This window comes from Anaerostipes sp. 494a, from assembly GCF_001940315.1.
Taxonomy (GTDB): domain Bacteria; phylum Bacillota; class Clostridia; order Lachnospirales; family Lachnospiraceae; genus Anaerostipes; species Anaerostipes faecalis.
Genome location: NZ_MJIF01000001.1, coordinates 1334417 through 1357656, shown reverse-complemented (window position 1 = coordinate 1357656; position 23240 = coordinate 1334417). Strand labels below are relative to the sequence as shown.

Below are 23240 nucleotides of genomic sequence, written 5' to 3'. Positions count from 1 at the left end.
CTCTAAACTGAGTAATTTTTTGTCTTATATCAGTTTGGAGGTTTTTATGGTTATATTGTACTCCTGATATTTTTGACTTATAATATATTTAATTGACAGTTTAAATATGAAGTCAGGGAAGGTATGACAAATGGATTTACATAAATTAAAAGAATTACAGGCTGTTGTATTTGATATGGATGGTCTTATGTTTGACAGTGAGAGATATGTTCAGAAATCATGGGATCAGGCAGGAGAAATTCTGGGATATGGGCCTCTTGGACATAACATAGTCAATACCATGGGACTTAATCGTGATGACAGGGAAAAATATTTTAAAAAACACTATGGACAGGAGTTTCCGTTTCTGAAATTCATGGATACATATAGGAATGCTTATTATGAAATGTCAAAAGACAGTGGGGTTCCAGCCAAGGAAGGATTACATGAACTGTTAAATCTTTTAAAAAGACATGGAATCAAGATGGCAGTGGCAACATCTTCCAGCCAGGAACATGCTTTCGGGAATCTGAAAAGAGAGGGTATCAGAGATTATTTTCAGATGGTAGTTACCGGAAACATGGTAAAACGCGGAAAACCGGAACCGGAAATTTATCTGACTGCCTGTAAGGGACTGGATGTTGCACCAGAGAAAGCTATTGCACTGGAAGATGCAGCCAATGGAATACGCGCTGCTTATAGAGCAGGAATGATGCCGGTCATTATTCCTGACCTTGTCAAAGATACCAGTTTGGTAGATAATTTACTATTTGGAAAATATAAGTCTCTTTTGGATTTTGCTAAAGAGCTGGAAAAGAATTTATGGAAGGAATAGAAATTGGGAAAGAAAAGAAAAAGTGCAGGCTGCGAATATTGCAGTAATTATGTGTATGATGAAGAATATGAATATTATGTGTGTGAAGTAAACCTGGATGAGGATGAAATGGCAAGATTTATGAGCAGCAGTGATTGGGATTGTCCTTATTTTCAGATGGATGATGAATATGCAATTGTCAGAAAACAGATGTAGGAGGATAGTATGGATAAGTTTGAAAAATCATCAAAATTAGATTATGTATGTTACGATATCAGAGGGCCGGTTATGGATGAAGCTAATCGTATGATTCGGGAGGGAAAGGATATCCTAAAATTGAATATTGGAAATCCGGCACCATTTCGATTTATGGCACCAGATGAGATTGTTCAGGATATGATGATGAATCTGAGAGACACAGAAGGATATTCTGACTCCAAAGGGTTATTTTCGGCAAGGAAAGCGATTATGCAGTATTGTCAGTATAAAAATATTCCAAATGTGGGGGTGGATGATATTTATACAGGAAATGGTGTCAGTGAATTGATTACCATGTCCATGCAGGGATTATTAAATCCGGGAGATGAAATATTGGTGCCTGCACCGGATTATCCTCTTTGGACAGCATCTGTAACTTTGGCAGGAGGAACTGCAGTTCATTATATTTGTGACGAGGAAGCAGAGTGGTATCCTGATATTGAAGATATCCGGAAGAAAGTAACACCAAATACGAAAGGTATCGTCATCATTAATCCAAACAATCCTACAGGAGCATTGTATCCAAAGGAAGTTTTGCTGGATATCGTTAAGGTTGCCAGAGAAAATGGACTGATTATTTTTTCAGATGAAATTTATGACCGTTTGGTCATGGATGATCTGGAGCATGTTTCCATAGCATCACTGGCTCCGGATTTGATGGTTGTAACATTTAACGGATTGTCTAAATCTCACAGAATTGCGGGATATCGCTGTGGATGGATGAGTTTAAGTGGAGATAAATCCCGTGCTCAGGGATATATAGAAGGTTTGAATTTATTGTCATCCATGAGACTTTGTGCCAATGTACCAGCTCAGTCTATTATTCAGACTGCTTTAGGAGGACCGAAGACAACGGATGAAGCTTTGCTTCCGGGAGGTCGTGTATACGAACAGCGTAATTATATTTATGAGGCGTTAAATGAGATACCGGGAATCAGTGCGGTAAAACCGAAAGCCGCATTTTATATTTTCCCTAAGATCGATATAAAGAAATTTAACATTACGGATGATGAAAAATTTGTTTTGGATTTCCTTAAAGAGAAACATATTCTTCTGACTCATGGAGGAGGATTCCACTGGGAAGAACCGGATCATTTCCGAATCGTATATCTTCCTAATATAGATCAGCTGAAAAAGGCATGTAAAGGGCTGGATGAATTTTTAGCAGGATATCATCAAATATCATAATTATTAATATGGTACGGATGGATATGGAAAAAGCAGTCAAAGTGATCATAGACTATGTTAATTCATAAACAAGAATGTGCAAAATGTACAGGTTGTTATATACAGCCTGTATATTTTTTTGCAAAATCAGAGAAAACATAAATTATAGGGTTTTTCTCTTGAATAAAAAAATAAATGGGTTTAACATAAAAACAGAAATTTGGAAATCAAAGATTATTTGTTTGAAAAAGAGGGAGAATAAAGAAAAATAATGGAAAAAGCAGAAAATCAAAAAAACAGATTATTTTCGAACAAGGATTTAAAACAGTTAATTATTCCGCTGATTATTGAACAGCTTCTGGTAGTTACAGTGGGACTTGCCGATTCAATTATGACAGCAAGTGTTGGAGAAGCAGCTGTTTCCGGAGTATCGCTGGTAGATAGTGTTATGGTGCTGATGATTAATGTATTTGCTGCACTGGCTACAGGAGGTGCTGTGGTGACGGGCCAGTATCTGGGACAGAGAAAACATGTGATGGCATGTAAGACAGCAGATCAGCTGATCATGTTTATTACAGCATTGTCTGTTATTATCATGGCAGTAATATATTTACTACGGAATTTTATTCTTCATGGAGTCTTTGGACAGATTGAACCTGATGTTATGTATAATGCCAGAATATACCTTTTGATCGTAACAGCATCTATTCCGTTTATAGCTGTTTATAATGGATGTGCAGCATTATTTCGTACAATGGGAAATTCAAAAGTTGCCATGAATATGTCTATGTTAATGAATGGGATTAATATTGCAGGTAATGCTATTATGATATATGGAATGGGAATGGGTGTGGAAGGAGCTGCGATTCCCACACTTGTTTCAAGAATCATTGCGGCTGTAATTATGCTGATATTAATTAAGAACAGAAATCAGGCAGTACATTTAAGCCATCATTTTCACTTTGCTTTTAAAGGTTACCTGATTCAGAAAATCTTACATATTGGTGTACCTAATGGAATTGAAAATAGTATGTTTCAGCTGGGAAAAATCCTTGTATTGAGTCTAATTGCAGGATACGGTACATCTTCCATTACTGCAAATGCGGTCAGCAATCTGATTGCACAGTTTGAGATTATTCCAGGACTGGCCATTGGTTTTGCTGTGCTGACGGTAGTTTCCAGATGTGTTGGAGCAGGAGATTATGAAAATGCCAGATATTATACAAAGAAACTGATGAAAATCGTTTATGGAACAATGCTTATATCAAATGCACTGATTGTTCTTGCTCTTCCAATTATCATCAAAGCCTATCATTTATCACCGGAAACAGCGGCACTTACAGAGAAACTTATGATTTATCATACATTGTGCTGTATTACCATATGGCCGATTTCCTTTACACTTCCGAATACCCTGAGAGCTGCTAATGATGTGCGTTACTGTATGATTACAGCGATTGTATCCATGTGGATCTTCCGAATATTTTTAAGTATAGTACTTGGGAACTGGCTTCATATGGGAGTCTTTGGGGTATGGGTTGCAATGACACTGGATTGGGTAGTGCGTGCCATTATGTTTATGGTCAGATATATAAAAGGAAAATGGCAGTTACTGCGAATCTATTAAGTTTTATATATTAAAAAAATTTAACATAAGGTTTTCCTTTTCATGATAGAACCTCCAATGGAAAAAGGCTATCCTTTTAAGCAAGGATAGATCATAGACAACGATTGAAAAGGAGGAACTATTGTTATGATTCGAACAATTAGAAGAAGTATAAAACGTGGAAGCATGAAACGTACTGCGGTTATTGCTCTTTCAGCTATGATGCTTACAGGCGGATGTTTCGCTGCAGTTCCAAATACATCTAATGTTCAGGCAGCAACAGAACACTGGAATGATGCTTCCACATCAGCAGATTGGAAGACATGGAAAGATAACTGGGAAGCATACAGCAGTAATTATGAAAATGTATCATTGACACCAGGTGTAAATCAAAGCCAGCTTAACTTTGCATGGTATAGCAAAACTGAAGAAACTCCAAAGGTTCGTATTGCGGACAATAAAGATATGACAGCAGCTGTAGAATACGAAGGAAAGCAGACACAATCAGTTGTAATTTCTGATGTCCAGTATTATTCAAATAAGGCAACGGTAAAAGATTTAAAAGAAAATACCACTTACTACTATCAGGTATTTCAGAACGGTCAGTGGCAGGATGCACAGAAATATTCTGTAAAATCCTTTAAAAATTACTCTTTCCTATATGTAGGAGACCCTCAGATTGGAGCCTCTAAAGGACAGACCAGTACGGAAGGGGATTCAATGAGTAATGCAGGTAACAAAGTTACTTCAGATGCAAATGCAAATCTTGCAGCAAGAAATGACAGTTACAACTGGAATAAGGTGTTAAATCAGGCGGTAGCTAATCATTCTAATGTAAGTTTTATTGCGTCAGCAGGGGATCAGGTAAACTATGGTGCAAATGAAAGAGAGTATGCAGGATATTTAGGGGCAGAAGCATTGAGATCTCTTCCTGTTGCTACAACCATCGGTAACCATGATTCAAGCTCTAATCAGTATTCATTACATTATAATAATCCAAATTCATTCGATGAAAATGATACAACATCAACAAAGAGTCCAAAACAGTATACAGAAGGAAAGACAGCGGCAGGAACAGACTACTACTACACTTATGGAAATACACTTTTCATTGTATTAGATACAAACAATTATAACTGTGCAACTCATGAAAATGTTATCCGTAAAGCAGTGAAAGAAAATAAAGATGCAAAATGGAAAGTTGTTATGTTCCATCAGGATATTTATGGATCTGGTTATGACCATTCAGATTCTGACGGTATGATTTTAAGAACCCAGTTAACACCATTGATGGATAAATATGATATCGATGTAGTTCTTCAGGGACATGATCATACATACTCCAGAACTTATCAGCTGCAGGGAGATGGAAAGAATCATACAGCATATAATAATACAGCAAATACCGGATCTGCAGATTTTGCAAATCAGAACAACTGCTATGAAATCGTAAATAATACAAAGAGCGGAACTGTTGTAAATCCAGAAGGAACAGTATATTTAGAAGCAAACTCTGCAACAGGTTCTAAATTCTATAACTTAATTCCAACACAGCAGGATTTTATTTCTGAACGAAGCCAGTCATGGACACCAACTTATTCTGTAGTAAATGTAACAGATGATTCTTTTGAAGTAACAGTATATGATGCAACAACAGGAAAAGAATTAGAAGGATCATCTACTTATAAAATCGTAAAGAAAGCAGAAGAACCAAAACAGGAACTTAAGGAACAGAAGATTACAGGTACATCTTCTTATACAAAAGTTTATGGGTCTAAACCATTTGCATTAAATGCAAAAACAAACGGTAATGGAAAATTAAGCTATACAACATCTAACAAGAATGTAGCTACAGTTGACAGCAAAGGAAATGTGACAATCAAAGGTACAGGAAAGGCTGTTATTACAGTCAAAGCTTCTGTAACTAGCCAGTACAAATCTGCTACAAAGAACATTACAATCACGGTTGTTCCAAAGAAACAGTCTGTGTCTGTATCTAACAAAATAAAGAAAGCATTGACAATTAAATGGAAGAAAGATTCCAAGGCTTCCGGATATGAAATTGTTTATGCAACAAACAGTAAATTCAGCAATAAAAAAGTTGTAAGTAAGAATACACATACATCTGTTTTGAAATTAAGCAAATTAAAGAAGGGCAAGAAATATTATGTAAAAGCTCGTTCATTTAAGACAGTTAGCGGAAAACGTTATTATGGTTCTTACAGCACAACAAAAAAAGTTACTGTAAGATAATAATATAAATAATAAAATATATACATTGCCTGGGCCTGAACATCCTTTATGTCGGGTTCAGGTTTTGTTATTACATAGGGAGTTGATAGCGGACTTGTCCGCTTTGTTCTAACATATATAACATGAAGGAAGAGTTTATTTATGAAGATAACAGTAAATTGGAAAAAGATTGTAATAGGAATTATCATTGGGATTATATTTGTGGCTGTTTTGATCCGATGCAATCAATTTGAAAAAAAGCAGATGGTATCAACGAAAGGTCAGACATATGAAAAAGCAGTTGTTACTCAAATTACCAAGGATAATCTGGCAGAAGATGGGAACCGCTATGGAACCCAGGAAGTTATGGTTAAAATAAAAACCGGAACATATTCCGGAAAAGAAATGAATGCCATTAATCCTGACGGAACTTTATTTGGAGCAAATTGTAAAATTGGTACAAAGGTCATTGTCATTGTAAATACAGCAGATGCAAATACAAGTGTTACGGTGTATAGTCAGGATCGTACTATGGCAATTTATGGATTTGCTCTGATTTTTGCAGCAGTTGTATGTCTGATTGGAGGGAAAAAAGGAGTGGAAGCTATAGCAAGTCTTGGATTTGCATTTGTATGTATCGTATATCTTATGTTTCCTCTGATGTATCAGGGGGTATCTCCAATCTTAATGTCCATTATTGTTGCTGCATTTACGACTGTTGTAACACTGGGACTTCTTGGCGGATATACCACAAAAACATTATCAGCTATCATAGGAACAACCTGTGGAGTCGCTATTGCAGCTGTTGCAGCAATATTGTTTGGAAAAGCAGCAGGAATTACAGGGTATAATGTATCAGATATTGAAACACTAAATTATGTGGCACAAAATTCTTCTATTAAAATAGGACAATTACTGTTTGCAGGGATTATTATTTCAGCTCTTGGAGCGGTGATGGATGTGGGAATGTCCATTGCTTCCACTATTCAGGAAATTCATGAGACAGATCCGGCACTGCCTGCATCCAAATTATTCATGTCTGGAATTCGTGTTGGAAGAGATATGATGGGAACCATGACCAATACTTTAATCTTTGCCTATGTAGGTGGTTCATTAACTACTTTGATTACCAATTATGCTTATGATCTAAGCTATCGTCAGCTGGCCAATTCCTATATCATAGGTATTGAGATCATGCAGGGATTATCAGGAAGTCTTGGGGTTGTTCTTACAGTTCCTATTACAGCTTTGTTTGCAGCGTTTTTTGTGACACGAAAATCATAAAATCAATTTATGAAAATCATAAATTTTATCTATAAAATAATTGACAGAAAGAAAAAACTAGGGTATGTTAAATACATAGTAAATAAAGGAGTTATTAAATGTTAACAAAGAAGATGACAAATTGTGCATATTGCTTTTATTTCCAGGGTTATTATTTTTATCCTGGCTGTTTGTGCTACAATGAATCATCTCCTGTGAACAGATAACTTTAAGTAGAATTTCGGATATCATAGGGCATGCGTTCTTGTAGCAGGAATGCATGTCCTTTTTTTATTACATAGGAAATTCCTTTGAATTTCCTATGTAATAAAAAACGTTCCGCGAGGATATGACCAGATGGATAAAGGAGAAAATTATTATGATTATTATTTTGAAGAAACAGGCAGAGGAAAAACAGGTTGAAGCATTAAAACAGGAGATGGTGGAACAGGGGCTTTTAATTCATGAATCTGAGGGAGAAAATACCCGGATCTTAGGTCTCATCGGAGATACTTCTGTAGTTGATATGCGTCACATTATGGCAAATGATATTGTTGAAAATGTGCAGAGAATTCAGGAACCATATAAAAAAGCAAACCGCAATTTCCATCCGGAGGATTCTGTGATTGAAGTTGGAAATGTAAAAATCGGTGGAGGACATTTTCAGGTAATCGGAGGACCTTGTTCCATTGAATCCAGAGAACAGATGGTGGAAGTGGCTCAAAAGGTAAAAGAAGCAGGGGCAGGACTGCTTCGAGGAGGTGCTTTCAAACCGAGAACTTCTCCATATTCTTTTCAGGGATTACATGGGGATGGATTGAAGCTTCTTTTAGAAGCAAAGAAAGCTACAGGTCTTCCCGTTGTAACAGAAATTATGGATGCCAGCCATTTGCCATTGTTTGAAGATGTGGATCTTATTCAGGTTGGAACAAGAAATATGCAGAACTTTGAGTTGCTGAAAGAATTAGGAAAAATTGATAAACCGATTCTGCTGAAAAGGGGAATGGCCAGTACCATTGAAGAGTGGCTGATGAGTGCAGAATACATTATGGCAGGAGGAAATGAAAATGTAATACTTTGTGAAAGAGGTATTCGAACTTATGAAACCGCCATGAGAAACACTTTGGATTTATCTGCGATTCCAATGATCAAAAAGAAATCACATCTGCCGGTTATCGTAGATCCTTCTCATGCAACGGGAATTCGTGCCATGGTAGAACCAATGTCTCTGGCAGCTGTGGCAGCTGGTGCAGACGGATTAATGATCGAAGTGCACAATAATCCGGCAAAAGCATTATGCGACGGACCTCAGTCTCTGACACCGGAATCTTTCAAAGAGTTAATGGAAAAGGTAACAAGAACAAGAGAATTTTTAACTTTGTAGACGAAATCAAATATTATTGCTAAAATAATAAAACAATAAGAGAAATGACAATATAACCCGGGAATCTTCGGAATCCCGGGTCTAAAGTGCGTGAAAGGAGAAAACCATGAAAGTAATCGTTGGACTGGGAAATCCAGGGAAAAAATACGAAAATACAAGGCATAATATAGGATTTGCAGCTCTTGATTATATTGCAGACAAAGAAGGCATAAATATAAATACGGGAAAGCATAAAGCATTGGTAGGATCCGGGTATATGGGAGGGGAAAAGGTTCTTCTGGTAAAACCTCAGACGTTTATGAATCTAAGCGGAGAAAGCCTGCGCCCTATTATGGATTTTTACAAATTAGATCCGGAAGATTTTCTGGTGATTTTTGATGATATTGATCTGGATGTGGGAAGACTTCGAATCCGTAAAAAGGGAAGTGCAGGGGGGCATAACGGTATCAAGAGTATCATCAGTCATCTGGGGAGCATGGAATTCCCAAGGGTTAAAATTGGTGTTGGAGCAAAACCGAAAGGATATGATCTGGCAGATTATGTTTTAGGACATTTTGGAAAAGAGGATCAGGCAATCTTATCAGAACGATTTGAAGATGTGTATGATGCTGTGAAACTGATTGTAGAAGATAACATTACGGAAGCTATGAATCGTCATAATAAGAAAAAGTAGGGAAGCAAAGTGTTAGAACAGGTATTAAAAAATGATAGTGTATATCAGCAGATGAAGGCAGGCCTTGAAGAGAATCAGGGTCCTGTTTTCGTGTCAGGATGTACCGATACAGCTAAATGGCATTTGACCAGTCTGCTGGGAAATCAAAGTAAATATAAAATCATTATTGTATCGGATGAAAATGCAGCAAGACAATGGGTGGAAGGCTATCAGTTTTTTGGAGATAAAGTTTATTATCTTCCGGCAAAAGATCCACTGTTTTACAGTGCAGATGTACATGGAAATGCAATTGCCAGGGAACGAATGAATTGTATTGAGAGAATCATCAAAGGACAAGGTGGAGTTTATGTTATGTCCATCGATGCTGTTATGGATAGAGTGGTGCCTTTGGCAGAAATAAAAAAACATCGCATTACATGGAAAACAGGTGATACGGTGGAAGAAGGGAAAATATCCGGAAATCTGGTGGCTTTGGGCTATGAAAAGACCGGATTTGTAGAGGCAGCGGGAGAGTTTGCCATTCGTGGCGGAATTATAGATATTTATCCATATACAGGAGATTGTCCCTATCGAATAGAACTCTGGGGTGACGAAATAGATTCTATTCGCAGTTTTGAAGCAGAAAGCCAGAGATCTATTGAGGAAGTTCCAAGTCTGACAATCTATCCGGCAACGGAAATTATTCTGGGAGATGAGAGAATTTCCCAGGGACTTTTAGCACTGGAAAAAGATTATAAAAAACTATCTGGTGAGTTTCATAAAAAATATGAAACAGAAAAGGAAGTTCGATTAAAGAAAGAAATGAATCGGGTTCGTGAAGAACTTTCAGAACTGCATATGCTCATTGGGGCGGAAGGATACCTGCCATATTTTTATGAGAATCTCGTTAGCATTCTTGAGTATTTTCCAAAAAACAGTATGGTATATCTGGATGAGCCTAAACATGTAAAGGAACGTGCCAATGGGTTCTTTCTTGAGTTTATGGAAAGTATGAAAAGCCGTCTGGAAAGCGGATATCTTTTTCCAAAACAGATGAATACAGTAGTGGAATTTTCACAGGCATCCAGACAGATAGAAAAGCATCCTATGGTTTGTTTTGCTGCATTGTCCACAGAGATTGAGGAATTTTCAATATATAAAACTTTTTTTATAGAGGCAAAATCTATTCAGTCCTATAATAACAGTTTTGAACAACTGATAAAGGATCTATCAGCCTACCAGAAAAAAGATTACAGAATAATTGTAGCATCTCCATCTGTGACCAGAGCCAAACGGCTGGCAGAAGATATGAGGGAAAATGACCTGGTGGTAACCTATGATAAAGATTTATCCGAAGAAATCTGTCCGGGGCAGGTTGTGATTACTGCTGGAAAATTAAAAACAGGTATTGAGTATCCCGAGACAAAATGGGTACTGATTTCTGAAAGTGATATTTTTAAAGGAAGGAAAGAAAAGAAAAGGAAAAAAACTTCCGGAAAAGCCAAAGGAGAGAAAATTAAAAGTTTTGCTGATATTAATATTGGCGATTATGTTGTTCATGAAAAGCATGGAGTTGGAATTTATCGAGGAATAGAAAAAATCACAGTTGGCGGTGTTGAGAAGGATTATATAAGCATTGAATATCAAGGTGGTGATAACCTGTTTATACTGGCATCTGCACTGGATCAGATTGCAAAATATGCCAGTGCAAATGCAAGAAAGCCCAAACTTCATAAACTGGGCGGAACTGAATGGAAAAAGACGAAAAGCCGTGTAAAGAGCCAGGTGAAAGATATTGCAAAAGAGCTGGTAGAATTGTATGCAATCCGTCAGGCAAAAGAAGGATATGTATATGATAAGGACAGTGTATGGCAAAAAGAGTTTGAAGAATTGTTTCCTTATGATGAAACTCAGGATCAGCTAAATGCCATAGAAGATACAAAGCGGGATATGGAAAGCAAAAAGATTATGGACCGTCTGATCTGCGGAGACGTGGGGTATGGAAAAACAGAAGTTGCTATTCGTGCAGCATTTAAGGCGGTGGATAATAATAAACAGGTAGCTTATCTGGTGCCGACGACGATTCTTGCACAGCAGCATTTTAATACCTTTGTCCAGAGATTTGCACAGTATCCTATTTCTGTACGGGTAATGTCCAGATTTTGTACACCAAAAGAACAAAGAGAGACTATCGAAGGATTGAAAAATGGAACAGTGGATATTGTCATTGGAACCCATCGGCTGTTATCAAAAGATATGCAGTATAAGAATCTGGGACTGCTGATCATCGATGAGGAACAGAGATTTGGGGTCAATCATAAAGAAAAAATAAAAACCATGAAGAAAGATGTGGATGTATTGTCCCTATCTGCAACACCGATTCCAAGAACATTGCATATGAGTCTTATTGGAATTCGTGATATGAGTTTGCTGGAAGAACCGCCTCACGACCGGCGTGCTATTCAGACCTATGTTATGGAATACAATGAGGAACTGGTAAAGGAGGCTGTTTATCGTGAAATGACTCGAGGTGGACAGGTCTATTATGTGTACAACCGGGTAAATAATATTGCAGAAATCACTGCCCAGCTTCAGAAGCTTCTGCCCAATGCCAAGGTAGCATTTGCCCATGGACAAATGAAAGAGCGAGAGCTGGAACAGATTATGATGCAGTTTATGAATAAGGAAATCGATGTACTGGTTTCTACAACAATTATTGAAACAGGATTGGATATTCCAAATGTAAATACAATGATAATTCATGATGCCAATCAGCTGGGGCTGTCGCAGCTATATCAGCTCAGAGGACGGGTAGGACGATCTAATCGAAATGCTTTTGCATTTTTAATGTATAAACAAAATACATTGTTGAAGGAAACGGCAGAAAAACGATTGCAGGCAATTCGTGAGTTTACGGATCTTGGTTCGGGTTATAAAATTGCCATGAGGGATCTGGAAATCCGAGGAGCAGGAAACCTTTTAGGTCAGGCACAATCCGGTCATATGGAAGCAGTAGGTTATGATTTATATTGTAAGATGCTCAACGATGCGGTGATGCGTCTGAAGGGAGAACTTACAGAGGAAGATGAATTTGAAACTACACTGGATCTTGATATCAATGCATTTATTCCGGCAGCCTATGTAAGAAATGAGTATCAGAAACTGGAGCTTTATAAGCGTATCTCATCTATTGAAACAAAGGATGAAATGGAAGATATGACGGATGAGCTGATAGACCGTTTTGGAGAATTGCCAAAAGCTGTGCATAATCTGCTTTATGTGGCTTATTTAAAGGCACTTGCCCATAAAGCATATATGACAGATGTGAAGCAAAAAGATGAGAAGGTGTTTTTTGAGATGAAAGCAGATGCCAAAGTAGATGTGGATCGAATACCGGAAGTTCTAAATGAACATAAAGGTGAACTGTCTTTCCGGGCAGGAAATATCCCTACGTTTGTTCTGAATCTGGAAAAGATAAAAAAAGTAAAACGTCTTGGAAAAATTGAACATTGTGTGAACTCTTTGAATTCATTGATAATGCGATAGTTTTATAGTATAATACTTCGGGAAGTATTTAGATTAAAATTAAAGGAGACAAATAAAATGAAAAAGTTAATGAAAAAACTGTTTTGCCTGACAGCAGTGGTTTCTTTAAGTTTATCTCTTCTGACCGGATGTGATAAAAACAAGAAAACATTGTTTGAATATGCGGGGCAGAAAGTAACATTTCAGGAAGCGCATGTTTATGCCAGAATCATGCAGTATCAGGCAGAAGCACAGTATGGATCATATTTCGGAGATGACATGTGGTCTATGCAGGTTGGAACAGATAGTGATGGCAAAAAGATTACCATGCAGCAGTCTGTAAAAAACAGCGTTATTGAACAGTTAAAACAGATTAAAGTACTGGTAGCGCATAAAGACGATTATGATGTAAAATTAACAAAAGACGAAAAGAGTCAGTTAAATGAGAATGTAAATGCTTTTGTAAAAGATGACGTAGGCAAGAAGGTTATGAAGAAAACAGAAGCAGATAAGGACATGATCAAACAGCTGTATGAGGAAAGCCAGATTGCCACAAAAGTAATGCAGGCAATCATTGAAAAGGCAAATGTAACAGTAACAGACGAAGAAGCCAAAACAGTTAAAGTATACAAGCTGCTGTTTACGACTAAAACTACAGACAGTAAGACTGGAAAAGAAAAAGACATGACAGCAAAAGAAAAGAAAGCTCAGTATACAAAAGCAAAGTCTGCATTAAAAGCGATTAAAGGTGGACAAAGTGTCAGCACAGTAGCTAAAAAGTATGGAGTAAACACAGATAACGAAGAATCTTATACAAAAGGTAAATCTGCGCTTGGAGATAAGTTTGAGGCGGCAGCAGCTAAATTAAATAAGAATCAGGTAAGTGGAATTGTTGAAACAGATGACGGTTACGTTATTATTAAAATGCTGAATCCAAATGATACATCTGCAGCAGCATCCAATAAAACAACACTGCTTCAGGAAAAACAGCAGGAAGCTTATGAAAAAGTCTATAAAAAATGGACAAAGGAAGCTGATAAAAAGTGGGATGATGAAAAATCTGTAAATCAGGATCTCTGGAAAGAAGTAAAATTCTCTTATAAAGCAACGACAGCTTCTACAACAGCTACTACAGAAGCAACAACAACAGAAAGCAGTAAATAGAATATAAAAGAGCTATTAAAGAATTTAATAAGAGGCAGTGAATAAATTTCACTGCCTCTTTTAATTTTTTTACCGTTTCAATAAGAAATCAGATTATGCCTGAGCTTTTGCCCATGCATCCAGTTTATCACTGTCTGCCTGAGCTGCGTCCATGCTGTCTGCTCTTACACCATAGTAGAATTTGATTTTAGGTTCTGTTCCGGATGGACGTACACATAACCAGGAACCACCTTCTAATTCATAGTACAGAACGTCAGATTTCGGAAGTCCGATTGGAGAAATATCTCCAGTAGCAACGTCAAGAATTGTATCATTTCCGTAGTCACGAACTTTTTCAACTTTAAATCCAGCGATTTCTTTTGGAGGATTTTCACGGAAATCAGCCAGCATAGTCTTCATTTTGTCCATTCCTTCCAATCCCGGGAAGTCCATAGCTGTGATGCGGTCAAGATAGTATCCATATTTTTCGTACATATCAATCATAACATCCCATAATGTTTTACCCTGGGTTGCGTAGTATGCAGCAGCTTCACAGAGAGCAACTGTTGCAGATACGGCATCCTTATCTCTGGCATAGGTTCCGATCAGGCATCCATAGCTTTCTTCCAATCCAAAGAGATAAGTTCCTTTTCCAGTATTTTCAAATCCAAGAATTTCTTTTCCGATCCATTTAAAACCAGTTAATACTTTAATTAAATTCACGCCATATCCGGCAGCAACAGCATCAACCAGATTTGTTGTTACGATAGATTTAATAACTGCACCATCTTCTGGAAGGGAACCATTGATTGCTTTTTTCTGGCTTAATACATATTCACATAACAGAGAACCGGACATATTTCCTGTCAATGGAATGTAATCACCTGTTTTTGAATCTTTTACATAAACACCAAGACGGTCAGCATCCGGGTCTGTAGCCAGAACCAGATCAGCATCTTTTTCTTTAGCAAGAGCAAGACCAAGTGCAAAAGCTTCTTTTGCTTCCGGGTTTGGATAGCTGACAGTAGGGAAGTCACCATCTGGTAATTCCTGTTCTGGTACAACATAAACATTTTTAAATCCTAAATCGTCAAGTACGCGACGTACCGGCAGGTTTCCAGTTCCGTGAAGAGGAGTGTAAACGATCTTTAATTTAGATGCCATTTCATCGATTGCTTTTTGGTTAAATACCTGTTTTTCAACTTCTGAGATGTAGGCATCATCAACTTCCTTGCCAATTACTTCGTATAATCCGGCAGAAACAGCATCATCTTTTGAAATTGTCTTGCATGTGGAAATATCCGTAATGGCATTAACCTTTGCGGTAACTCCTGATGCGTGAGGATCTGTAAACTGTGCACCATCTTCCCAGTATACTTTGTATCCGTTATATGCAGGCGGATTATGGCTGGCTGTAATATTGATTCCTGCGATACAATCCAAATGTCTTACGGCAAAGGATAATTCAGGAGTAGGACGGAGAGATTCAAAGATATATGCTTTGATTCCGTTAGCTGCGAGACATCTTGCTGCTTCATCTGCAAATTCCGGAGACATATGTCTGGAGTCAAATGCAATGGCAACACGTTTTTTATCTGTGTTCTGTTCCAGAATGTAATCAGCCAATCCCTGTGTAGCTTTTCTGACAACATAAATATTCATACGGTTGATACCAGCACCTATAATTCCACGAAGTCCGGCAGTTCCAAATGCCAGGTCTGCATAAAAGCGTTCTTTGATTTCATTGTCGTCATTTTCAATGGCTTTCAGCTCTTCTTTTGTAGCCTCATCAAAATAAGGGTTGCTCAGCCATTCTTGGTATGTTTCTTTGTAATTCATAAGATTAACTCCTCCTTTAAGTTATTTTAAATGCCTTTGTTTAATTATACCTTAAAATGAACTAAAATACATTATAAATTTGTACATATTTTTCGAGAAAAATTGTTCGAAGCTCTTTTGATAAAACAAATTCTTCCAATTTGTCAATATATCGTGGAGAAACCCAGTGTTTTTTGTGACTCATATACTGATTTGAGATTTTCCAGAATTTTTCCGGAAATAAAAACAGCCCGTAAAGACAGGAATAGTCATTGGAAGACAAAGGAAGTTCTCTGCTATAATTTTTTAAAACAGCTTCACAATAGGTAAAACGGTAATTATTTTTTTCAAGAACTTTTCTCAGAAAATAGTACAAATCCAAAATAGGATATCCATAATAAAAATGCTCAAAATGAATGGTTGCAGGAAAATGATCAGTAATCAGTACGTTATGGTGGTTATAAGAACCATGGCACCATCCGGAATGAGAAGGTGCAGAAGATTCAAGAAGGCTAAGAGAACTTTCCATTTGTTTCCAGAAATCACCAGTTTGTTCTATGAAAAGATACTCAAAGGTTCCTTTATTTTTTTTGTTGCGGATAAAGCGGTAAATACTTTTCATTTCTGAATATTTTTGCTGATATTGTTTTGGAATCGAAAGGTATTTTTTGATATTTTTCATTGGAAAAGAAAGATTCAGGGAAATTCGATGAAGCATTCCAAGATTGGATGCTGCAATCTGAAGATCTTTTAAAGAATGAATGTCACATTCAGATCCGGTAAATGTTTTTCGCAGAGCATAGGTCTCATAATATTTATCGTAAGTAAGAAAACAGTCATTTCTATTTAAAATGTACTGATCGGTATAAAGGAATCCTGCATCTTTTAGCATTTTTGTCCACTGAGATACAGCAAAAAGCCGTTCTTCTGAGAGTGAAGTCTGCGCCAGGGCATAAATTCCGTGACTGGTATGGCACAGGACTCCGCCACGACCCCGTTTCAGGTAATCAGTACAAATATCATATTGGTCCAATAACATTTGATATTTCTCGTTCAACATATATCCTCCTCAAAGTTCTACCTCTAATGATATGATGGTAAAAGCTGGAATATGATATTATCTTGTCATTCAACTTTAAATGGGATATACTGATTATAAATTCAGAAAGGAGTATGAATCATGAGAAAGAGATTTTTATTGATAGCAGGTATATTACTCATTGGTGCCGTTTCATTGGTGGCATGCGGGAAAAAGAGCCCAAGCAGTCCGGAGTCTGAAGTAACAACAGAAGCAACAGAAAGTAAAGATACAGAGGCAACAACAGAAGATGCACAGACAACAGTTGCAACTTCTGAAACAACAGAAGCAACAACAGAGCCAGTAGACAGTGGTGATGTTGCGACAAAAGAAGATGAAGAAGCAAAACCTGAAACAGGAACAGGAACATTTAACGGATGGGTAGATTCAGGTTCTGTTGAAGTAGAGATGGCCAACGGTGAATACAAAACCTTTTTTGTGTATAACGAAGATGTGAAAAAGGCTCTGAATGATAAGGGAGAAGGAAGCAAGATAACATTTACATATGGAGCCAAAGCGGGACAGGCTAATATGCAGATTTTATCTGTAAAATAAAAAAGAAAGTATCATAACAAAAGGATTGGATTTTGCAAAAGCAGTATCCGGTCCTTTTTTTAAATTTCCCATGTAACAAAAAAGCGCGCCGCTCTTCTATAGAAAAAATTAAGATTTATTCAGTTTTTTCGTCATAAATTTAGCTTTTTATTTGTATATAATATAAAGGACAAGAGGAGGAGGTGTCAGATGAAAAAATATCTGGTTGTCATGGGAGTGATACTAACGATCTTTTCCTGCTCTGTAAATATATTTGCCTCTGATCCGGAAGAAATGATAATGCAGAATAAAAATCAGGATGTACTGTTTGTAGGAAAAGTCAGTCACACTTCAAAAGATTATATTGTGTTAAAGGTGACAGATTATATTAATGTGGATTTAAGTGATGATACTATTGCAAAAAGGGAAGAGAATCATCGCTATGTGGTAGATAAATCAGGATATATTTCTTATCGATGGTTGTACCATGAAAAGGAAATATTGGAAGAAGGGGATAATGTTGTAGCATCATTAAAAAAGGATAAGCAGAACTGGAAGATTGGCAATGGTATTTATGAAGTAGATACAGATGATTATAAGACCTTATCTTTTGAACCTTTTCATAATGAATTGTCTTTCAAAAAAACTGCATTGAAATATTTTATTAATTCAGATGGTCAGATGAAAAGTTTCTCTGCAAAAAATAATAGTAGAGAAATATATAACAATAAAACAAAAATTTATGACAGGAGGTGGAAATTGAAAAAATATCTGACAATAGAAGAAATTAGAAATGAAGAAAAATTGAAAGCTATGGATCAGAAAGCACATATTAGGGAATCCAGAGTACTGGGAAGTGTTTCAACAGGATTTAAGCGTAAAATTTTATTTGCAATTGATATGATTGTAATTATTGGGATGGTAGCGGTATTGAAGAAAAAAAGCCGCAATAACAAGCTAAAAGAGAGAAAATAATTTACAGGGGAATCAGATAAAAAACGCTCCGCGCGGATGTGCACGATGTGCAAAGGAAAGCAGTTAAAACTGCTGCACATCGGCACGCAAAGCGGAGCAAGTCCCTCATAATTGAGGGATACAGGGAGTTGATAGCGGACTTGTCCGCTTTGTTCTTTAATTAACTAATAATCCTGAATCTGAATTTTGAAATATTTCTGAGGATGTGCACATACTGGACATTCTTTTGGTGCTTCTTTTCCGAAATGAACATGTCCGCAGTTGGTACAGATCCATGCAACTTCAACATCACGTTTGTATACAATATCTTCGTCCAGGTTTGCACTGAGTTTCTGGTAGCGTTCATCATGATGCTTTTCAATTTCAGCTACCATTGAGAAAAGGTTGGCAATTTCATCAAATCCTTCTTCTTTTGCTTCTTTAGCAAAGGTTGGATACATTTCTGTCCACTCAAAATTCTCTCCTGCAGCGGCATCTTTTAAGTTCTCGATTGTGGATGGAACACTTCCGCCATGAAGAATCTTAAACCAGATTTTTGCATGTTCTTTTTCGTTTAGTGCAGTTTCAGCGAAAATATTTGCAAATTGAACATATCCATCTTTTTTTGCCTGACTAGAGTAAAAATCATATTTATTTCTTGCCTGAGATTCACCGGCAAATGCTGCCATTAAATTTGCTTCTGTTTTTGTTCCTTTTAAATCTGCCATTTGATTACCTCCTTAAAAACAGTAATTATTACTGATATTATTATATCACTTGAAATACAATTTGTCAATTTTTTTGCTCCGTATGATAAGAATATTATAGTCAGGAAAAGGGAAAATATGCATGGTTTTCTGGTTATGATATAATAAATAAAAGGAGGTATCTGGTATGCGTATGTATGATTTGATTTTAAAGAAACGTAATGGAGAGAATCTGACCAAACAGGAGATTGACTGGATGGTAGAGGGATACACCAGGGGAGTGATACCTGACTACCAGATGTCAGCCATGATGATGGCAATATATTTTCAAGGGCTTAATCCTTCAGAGACCTATAATCTGACTCAGGCAATGGCAGAAAGTGGTGATTTTCTTGATTTGTCATCTATACCGGGTCTGAAAGTAGATAAGCATAGCACTGGAGGGGTAGGAGATAAAACTTCCCTGGTACTGGCTCCGGTAATTGCATCACTGGGGGTGCCGGTTGCCAAAATGTCAGGACGAGGGCTTGGGCATACCGGAGGGACCATAGATAAGTTAGAAAGTATTCCAGGATTTTGTACAACTCTTACAGAAGAACGGTTTATAACTCAGGTGAAACAAATCGGAATTGCTTTAATGGGGCAGACAAAAGATCTGGCACCGGCAGATAAATTGCTGTATGCATTGCGTGATGTCACGGCAACGGTAGATCAGATGTCATTGATTGCCAGCAGTATTATGAGTAAAAAACTGGCAGCAGGAGCCGATGCCATCGTATTGGATGTAAAAACAGGTAACGGTGCATTTATGAAAAAACCGGAAAATGCAAAAGTACTTGCCAGGGCTATGGTAGAAATTGGAACAAAAGCCGGCAGAAAAATGACAGCGGTTATTTCCAATATGGATGAGCCATTGGGAAATGCCATTGGAAATGCTCTGGAAGTGAAGGAGGCAATTGATACTCTTTTGGGAAAGGGATCGGAAGATTTTACGGAACTGGTTTATAATCTTGGAGCATATATGCTGATTTCTGTTGGAAAAGCGGAAAATGTTAAGGATGGAATCTGTCAGATAAAGGAGGCTGTGGAAAGCGGGAAAGCCATGGAGAAATTTCTGCAGTTTGTAGAAGCACAGGGTGGAGATATAAATGCAATAAAAAATCCATCGCTGCTTCCAAAGGCCCATATAATAGAAGAAATATATTCAGGGGAAGAGGGAACTGTTAATCGTATTGAAACACAAGAGATGGGGATTTGTTCTCTGATCCTAGGTGGCGGACGAGAAACAAAAGAAAGTATTATTGATCCGGCAGTTGGCCTGGTTCTTCATAAAAAGGTTGGAGATGCTGTATGTCGTGGAGACGTATTGGCAGAAATCCATGGAAATGATAAGGATAAAGTTGAGAGAGCAAAAGAGCATTTCTATAAAAATTTTATTATTTCCACAGAGAAAGCAGAAAAAAAGTCTATGATCCAGGACGTCTTATTTTTTTAGAAAAGGCATAAAGTATAAAAAAAGCAGGAAGCAATATGAAAAAAATATATTGGATTCTATTTTTAGCAGTTTTTCTCATGACAGGATGTGTAAAAAAAGAAGTACGGGGAAGAAGAGAAAATGTTACTTATGCGGTTTGTAAAAAAAGTGTATTGCCCAGAGAATTGATGAATCTGATTGATCAGGAGAAAGAAGAGGTTTTTCATTTTACTTATTCCACCAGAGATTTTACCTATTATGTAATCGGATATGGAAGACAGCCTGGAAAAGGATATAAAATTAGAGTTAGGGAGTTTTCCATGGATCAGGATCATATTTATATTGATACCACTTTGATTGGGGTTACGAAAGAGCATCAGAAAAGGGGTACATCTTTTCCATATCTGGTTCTAAAAAGCCAATATTATGAAAAAGATGCAATTTTTCGCTAAAATTATAAAAAGTTTAGAATAGTTTTATTGATTTATAAAAACAGAAAACATATAATGGTGCTTATGAATCAAAGGAGGAACTAATTTGGATAATCAACAGAATAATAATAGTAATAATAAAAACGATAAAGAAAATAAGAAAAAGACAATCAAGATGCTGACTTTTTTTCTTGTAATTTCAATTTTGGGAACTTTCTTTTTTAATCAGATTCTTTCCAAATGGAAAAATGGTACAGAAACGACCATTTCTTATGATAAATTTATTACCATGCTGGACAATAAACAGGTAAAAAAAGTTGTTGTGACAGACAGTCAGCTGAAAGTGACACCGAAAAAAACAGGTAATCCATTTTATAAAACCACATATAAAGTGGAAAGGATTGATGGAGATTATCAGTTGGTGGAACGGCTTTCCAAAGGAGATGTTAAGTTTGAAAAAGAACCAAAGGATCCTATGGATACATTTTGGACGGTTGTTCTGAATCTGATACCAACTATTCTGATCTTTGGTTTTCTTGTGATGATGATGCGAAGAAGCAGCGGAATGATGGGTGTAGGAAAATCAAATGCTAAAGTCTATGTGGAGAAAAAGACTGGAGTTACATTTGCAGATGTAGCAGGCCAGGGAGAAGCAAAAGAAACGTTAACTGAGATGGTGGATTTCCTGCATCATCCTCAGAAATATACAGAAATTGGTGCGAAACTTCCAAAAGGAGCATTGCTTGTAGGTCCTCCGGGAACTGGTAAGACATTGCTTGCAAAAGCAGTGGCAGGTGAAGCTAATGTACCGTTTTTCTCATTATCCGGTTCAGATTTTGTGGAAATGTTTGTCGGTGTAGGAGCTTCTCGTGTACGTGATCTGTTTAAACAGGCGCAGTCCATGGCACCTTGTATTATTTTTATTGATGAGATTGACGCCATTGGTAAGAGCCGTGATAATGGAATTCACGGTGGAGGTAATGATGAACGTGAGCAGACTTTGAATGCATTGCTTGCGGAAATGGATGGTTTTGATACTTCTAAAGGTATTATTATCCTTGCAGCTACCAACCGACCAGAAGTTCTGGATAAGGCATTGCTTCGTCCTGGGCGATTTGACCGTAGGGTTATTGTAGAACGGCCAGATTTGAAAGGAAGGATTGAGACTCTGAAAGTTCATGCCAAAGATGTCAAGATGGATGAGACGGTTGATTTTGAAGAAATTGCTCTGGCAACATCCGGGGCAGTAGGATCTGATCTTGCAAATATGATCAATGAAGCGGCCTTGGGAGCTGTAAAGGCAGGTCGAAAAGCTGTTTCCCAGAAAGATTTATTTGAAGCTGTGGAAGTGGTTATTGCCGGAAAAGAAAAGAAAGATCGAATTCTTGGAGACGAGGAAAAACAGATTGTTGCATATCATGAAGTGGGTCATGCATTGGTTATGGCATTGCAGAAAGAGTCTGAACCGGTACAGAAGATTACGATCGTACCACGTACCATGGGAGCTTTAGGATATACCATGCAGCGTCCGGAAGAAGAGAAATATCTCAATAAGAAAGATGAGATGCTGGCAGATCTGGTATCTTTCTTTGGGGGTCGTGCCGCAGAGGAGGTTAAATTTAATACTATTACCACAGGAGCATCCAATGATATTGAACGTGCAACATCCATTGCCAGAGCTATGGTGACCCAGTATGGAATGTCTGATGAATTTGGATTGATCGGACTGGAGTCCATTACCAACCGTTATCTGGACGGACGTGCGGTAATGAACTGTGCTGATTCTACAGCAGCAAAAGTGGATGAAGTGGTCATGAAGATATTAAAAGATGCCTATGCCAAGGCATTAACTTATATTCGTGATAATATGGACATTTTAGATGAAGCAGCCCAGTTCCTGATTAAAAGAGAAACTATTACAGGAAAAGAATTCATGGAAATTTTCGATAAATATAAGAATCCGAAACCGGAGGAAAAAGAAGATGCTAAGACAGAAGAGTCAAAGCAGGAAGTGGCGGAAGAAGCAGTTACAGGTACACCGGATTTTCAATCAGGATATGCAAAATGGGTGGAAGATGACGAAGAATAAAAGGTGATGAAAAAGAGATGTTTGATTATGAAATATCCAACATCTCTTTTTTTTATGAGTAAGGGATAGAGGAAGTTGAAGCGGACTTGTCCGCTTTGTTATAGGAAATAACTCTTACGGGCTATAAGAATT

Annotated in this window: 18 protein-coding genes; 15 read left to right on the top strand and 3 right to left on the bottom strand. The window is 37.3% G+C overall.

Translation table 11 applies throughout. The annotated features are described in order from the left end of the window. Positions 1-130: 130 nt before the first annotated feature. The 10 genes from BHF70_RS06825 to BHF70_RS06780 all read left to right on the top strand — a co-directional run bounded on the left by BHF70_RS06825 (position 131) and on the right by BHF70_RS06780 (position 14044). A complete protein-coding gene (locus BHF70_RS06825; RefSeq protein WP_075759541.1) occupies positions 131-814 on the top strand; it encodes an HAD family hydrolase in 684 nt (227 codons plus the stop codon). A 3-nt stretch (positions 815-817) separates the two neighbouring features. Further along, positions 818-1009, top strand: coding sequence for a DUF6472 family protein (locus tag BHF70_RS06820; RefSeq protein ID WP_075759540.1), 192 nt, complete (start codon positions 818-820; stop codon positions 1007-1009). Between the two features lie 9 nt (positions 1010-1018). Beyond that, positions 1019-2239 (top strand): pyridoxal phosphate-dependent aminotransferase, encoded by a 1221-nt coding sequence (locus BHF70_RS06815; RefSeq protein WP_075759539.1) that lies wholly within the window; start codon positions 1019-1021, stop codon positions 2237-2239. A 250-nt stretch (positions 2240-2489) separates the two neighbouring features. Next, a complete protein-coding gene (locus BHF70_RS06810; protein ID WP_075759538.1) occupies positions 2490-3845 on the top strand; it encodes an MATE family efflux transporter in 1356 nt (451 codons plus the stop codon). Positions 3846-3971: 126 nt separating this feature from the next. After that, the gene (locus BHF70_RS06805; protein ID WP_330390881.1) at positions 3972-6077 is read left to right on the top strand and encodes a metallophosphoesterase; all 2106 of its coding nucleotides are present in this window, start codon (positions 3972-3974) and stop codon (positions 6075-6077) included. A gap of 141 nt (positions 6078-6218) precedes the next feature. Continuing rightward, positions 6219-7340 (top strand): YibE/F family protein, encoded by a 1122-nt coding sequence (locus BHF70_RS06800; protein WP_075759537.1) that lies wholly within the window; start codon positions 6219-6221, stop codon positions 7338-7340. A gap of 358 nt (positions 7341-7698) precedes the next feature. Next, on the top strand, positions 7699-8703 hold the full coding sequence (gene aroF, locus BHF70_RS06795; protein WP_075759536.1) for a 3-deoxy-7-phosphoheptulonate synthase: 1005 nt from the start codon (positions 7699-7701) through the stop codon (positions 8701-8703). Between the two features lie 106 nt (positions 8704-8809). After that, positions 8810-9376, top strand: a complete 567-nt coding sequence (gene pth, locus BHF70_RS06790; protein ID WP_075759535.1) for an aminoacyl-tRNA hydrolase — start codon at positions 8810-8812, stop codon at positions 9374-9376. A 9-nt stretch (positions 9377-9385) separates the two neighbouring features. Then, positions 9386-12901, top strand: coding sequence for a transcription-repair coupling factor (gene mfd / locus BHF70_RS06785; protein ID WP_075759534.1), 3516 nt, complete (start codon positions 9386-9388; stop codon positions 12899-12901). 57 nt (positions 12902-12958) lie between these two features. Then, positions 12959-14044 carry a peptidylprolyl isomerase gene (locus BHF70_RS06780; protein ID WP_075759533.1) on the top strand — a complete coding sequence of 362 codons (1086 nt, stop codon included), beginning with the start codon at positions 12959-12961 and terminating at the stop codon, positions 14042-14044. Between the two features lie 93 nt (positions 14045-14137). Here BHF70_RS06780 and BHF70_RS06775 read toward each other — a convergent pair whose 3' ends face one another. Together BHF70_RS06775 and BHF70_RS06770 are read right to left on the bottom strand one after the other, a co-directional pair. Continuing rightward, entirely contained in the window at positions 14138-15862 is a 1725-nt protein-coding gene (locus BHF70_RS06775) for a phospho-sugar mutase (protein ID WP_075759532.1), read from the bottom strand. Positions 15863-15923: 61 nt separating this feature from the next. Next, positions 15924-16901: a phosphotransferase gene (locus BHF70_RS06770; protein WP_242946335.1), complete on the bottom strand. Its 978-nt coding sequence runs from the start codon at positions 16899-16901 to the stop codon at positions 15924-15926. Positions 16902-17021: 120 nt separating this feature from the next. Here BHF70_RS06770 and BHF70_RS06765 point away from each other — a divergent pair, with 120 nt between their 5' ends. After that, on the top strand, positions 17022-17474 hold the full coding sequence (locus tag BHF70_RS06765) for a nucleolar protein 3 (RefSeq protein WP_075759531.1): 453 nt from the start codon (positions 17022-17024) through the stop codon (positions 17472-17474). A 189-nt stretch (positions 17475-17663) separates the two neighbouring features. Continuing rightward, positions 17664-18428: a hypothetical protein gene (locus BHF70_RS06760; RefSeq protein WP_083638346.1), complete on the top strand. Its 765-nt coding sequence runs from the start codon at positions 17664-17666 to the stop codon at positions 18426-18428. A gap of 164 nt (positions 18429-18592) precedes the next feature. On the opposite strand, the gene rbr is transcribed toward BHF70_RS06760, so the two are convergent. Further along, the gene (gene rbr / locus BHF70_RS06755; protein ID WP_075759530.1) at positions 18593-19135 is read right to left on the bottom strand and encodes a rubrerythrin; all 543 of its coding nucleotides are present in this window, start codon (positions 19133-19135) and stop codon (positions 18593-18595) included. Positions 19136-19301: 166 nt separating this feature from the next. Here rbr and BHF70_RS06750 point away from each other — a divergent pair, with 166 nt between their 5' ends. From BHF70_RS06750 to ftsH, 3 genes are all read left to right on the top strand, one after another. Then, positions 19302-20609, top strand: a complete 1308-nt coding sequence (locus BHF70_RS06750) for a pyrimidine-nucleoside phosphorylase (protein WP_075759529.1) — start codon at positions 19302-19304, stop codon at positions 20607-20609. 35 nt (positions 20610-20644) lie between these two features. Next, a complete protein-coding gene (locus tag BHF70_RS06745) occupies positions 20645-21040 on the top strand; it encodes a protease complex subunit PrcB family protein (RefSeq protein WP_075759528.1) in 396 nt (131 codons plus the stop codon). An 85-nt stretch (positions 21041-21125) separates the two neighbouring features. Beyond that, entirely contained in the window at positions 21126-23108 is a 1983-nt protein-coding gene (gene ftsH, locus BHF70_RS06740) for an ATP-dependent zinc metalloprotease FtsH (RefSeq protein ID WP_083638344.1), read from the top strand. Positions 23109-23240: the final 132 nt, after the last annotated feature.

Coding starts and splice junctions, on each gene's coding strand:
- BHF70_RS06825 (WP_075759541.1), top strand. CDS start 131: ATGGATTTACATAAATTAAAAGAATTACAGGCTGTTGTATTTGATATG.
- BHF70_RS06815 (WP_075759539.1), top strand. CDS start 1,019: ATGGATAAGTTTGAAAAATCATCAAAATTAGATTATGTATGTTACGAT.
- BHF70_RS06810 (WP_075759538.1), top strand. CDS start 2,490: ATGGAAAAAGCAGAAAATCAAAAAAACAGATTATTTTCGAACAAGGAT.
- BHF70_RS06805 (WP_330390881.1), top strand. CDS start 3,972: ATGATTCGAACAATTAGAAGAAGTATAAAACGTGGAAGCATGAAACGT.
- BHF70_RS06800 (WP_075759537.1), top strand. CDS start 6,219: ATGAAGATAACAGTAAATTGGAAAAAGATTGTAATAGGAATTATCATT.
- aroF (WP_075759536.1), top strand. CDS start 7,699: ATGATTATTATTTTGAAGAAACAGGCAGAGGAAAAACAGGTTGAAGCA.
- pth (WP_075759535.1), top strand. CDS start 8,810: ATGAAAGTAATCGTTGGACTGGGAAATCCAGGGAAAAAATACGAAAAT.
- BHF70_RS06780 (WP_075759533.1), top strand. CDS start 12,959: ATGAAAAAGTTAATGAAAAAACTGTTTTGCCTGACAGCAGTGGTTTCT.
- BHF70_RS06775 (WP_075759532.1), bottom strand. CDS start 15,862: ATGAATTACAAAGAAACATACCAAGAATGGCTGAGCAACCCTTATTTT.
- BHF70_RS06770 (WP_242946335.1), bottom strand. CDS start 16,901: ATGTTGAACGAGAAATATCAAATGTTATTGGACCAATATGATATTTGT.
- BHF70_RS06765 (WP_075759531.1), top strand. CDS start 17,022: ATGAGAAAGAGATTTTTATTGATAGCAGGTATATTACTCATTGGTGCC.
- BHF70_RS06760 (WP_083638346.1), top strand. CDS start 17,664: ATGAAAAAATATCTGGTTGTCATGGGAGTGATACTAACGATCTTTTCC.
- rbr (WP_075759530.1), bottom strand. CDS start 19,135: ATGGCAGATTTAAAAGGAACAAAAACAGAAGCAAATTTAATGGCAGCA.
- BHF70_RS06750 (WP_075759529.1), top strand. CDS start 19,302: ATGCGTATGTATGATTTGATTTTAAAGAAACGTAATGGAGAGAATCTG.
- BHF70_RS06745 (WP_075759528.1), top strand. CDS start 20,645: ATGAAAAAAATATATTGGATTCTATTTTTAGCAGTTTTTCTCATGACA.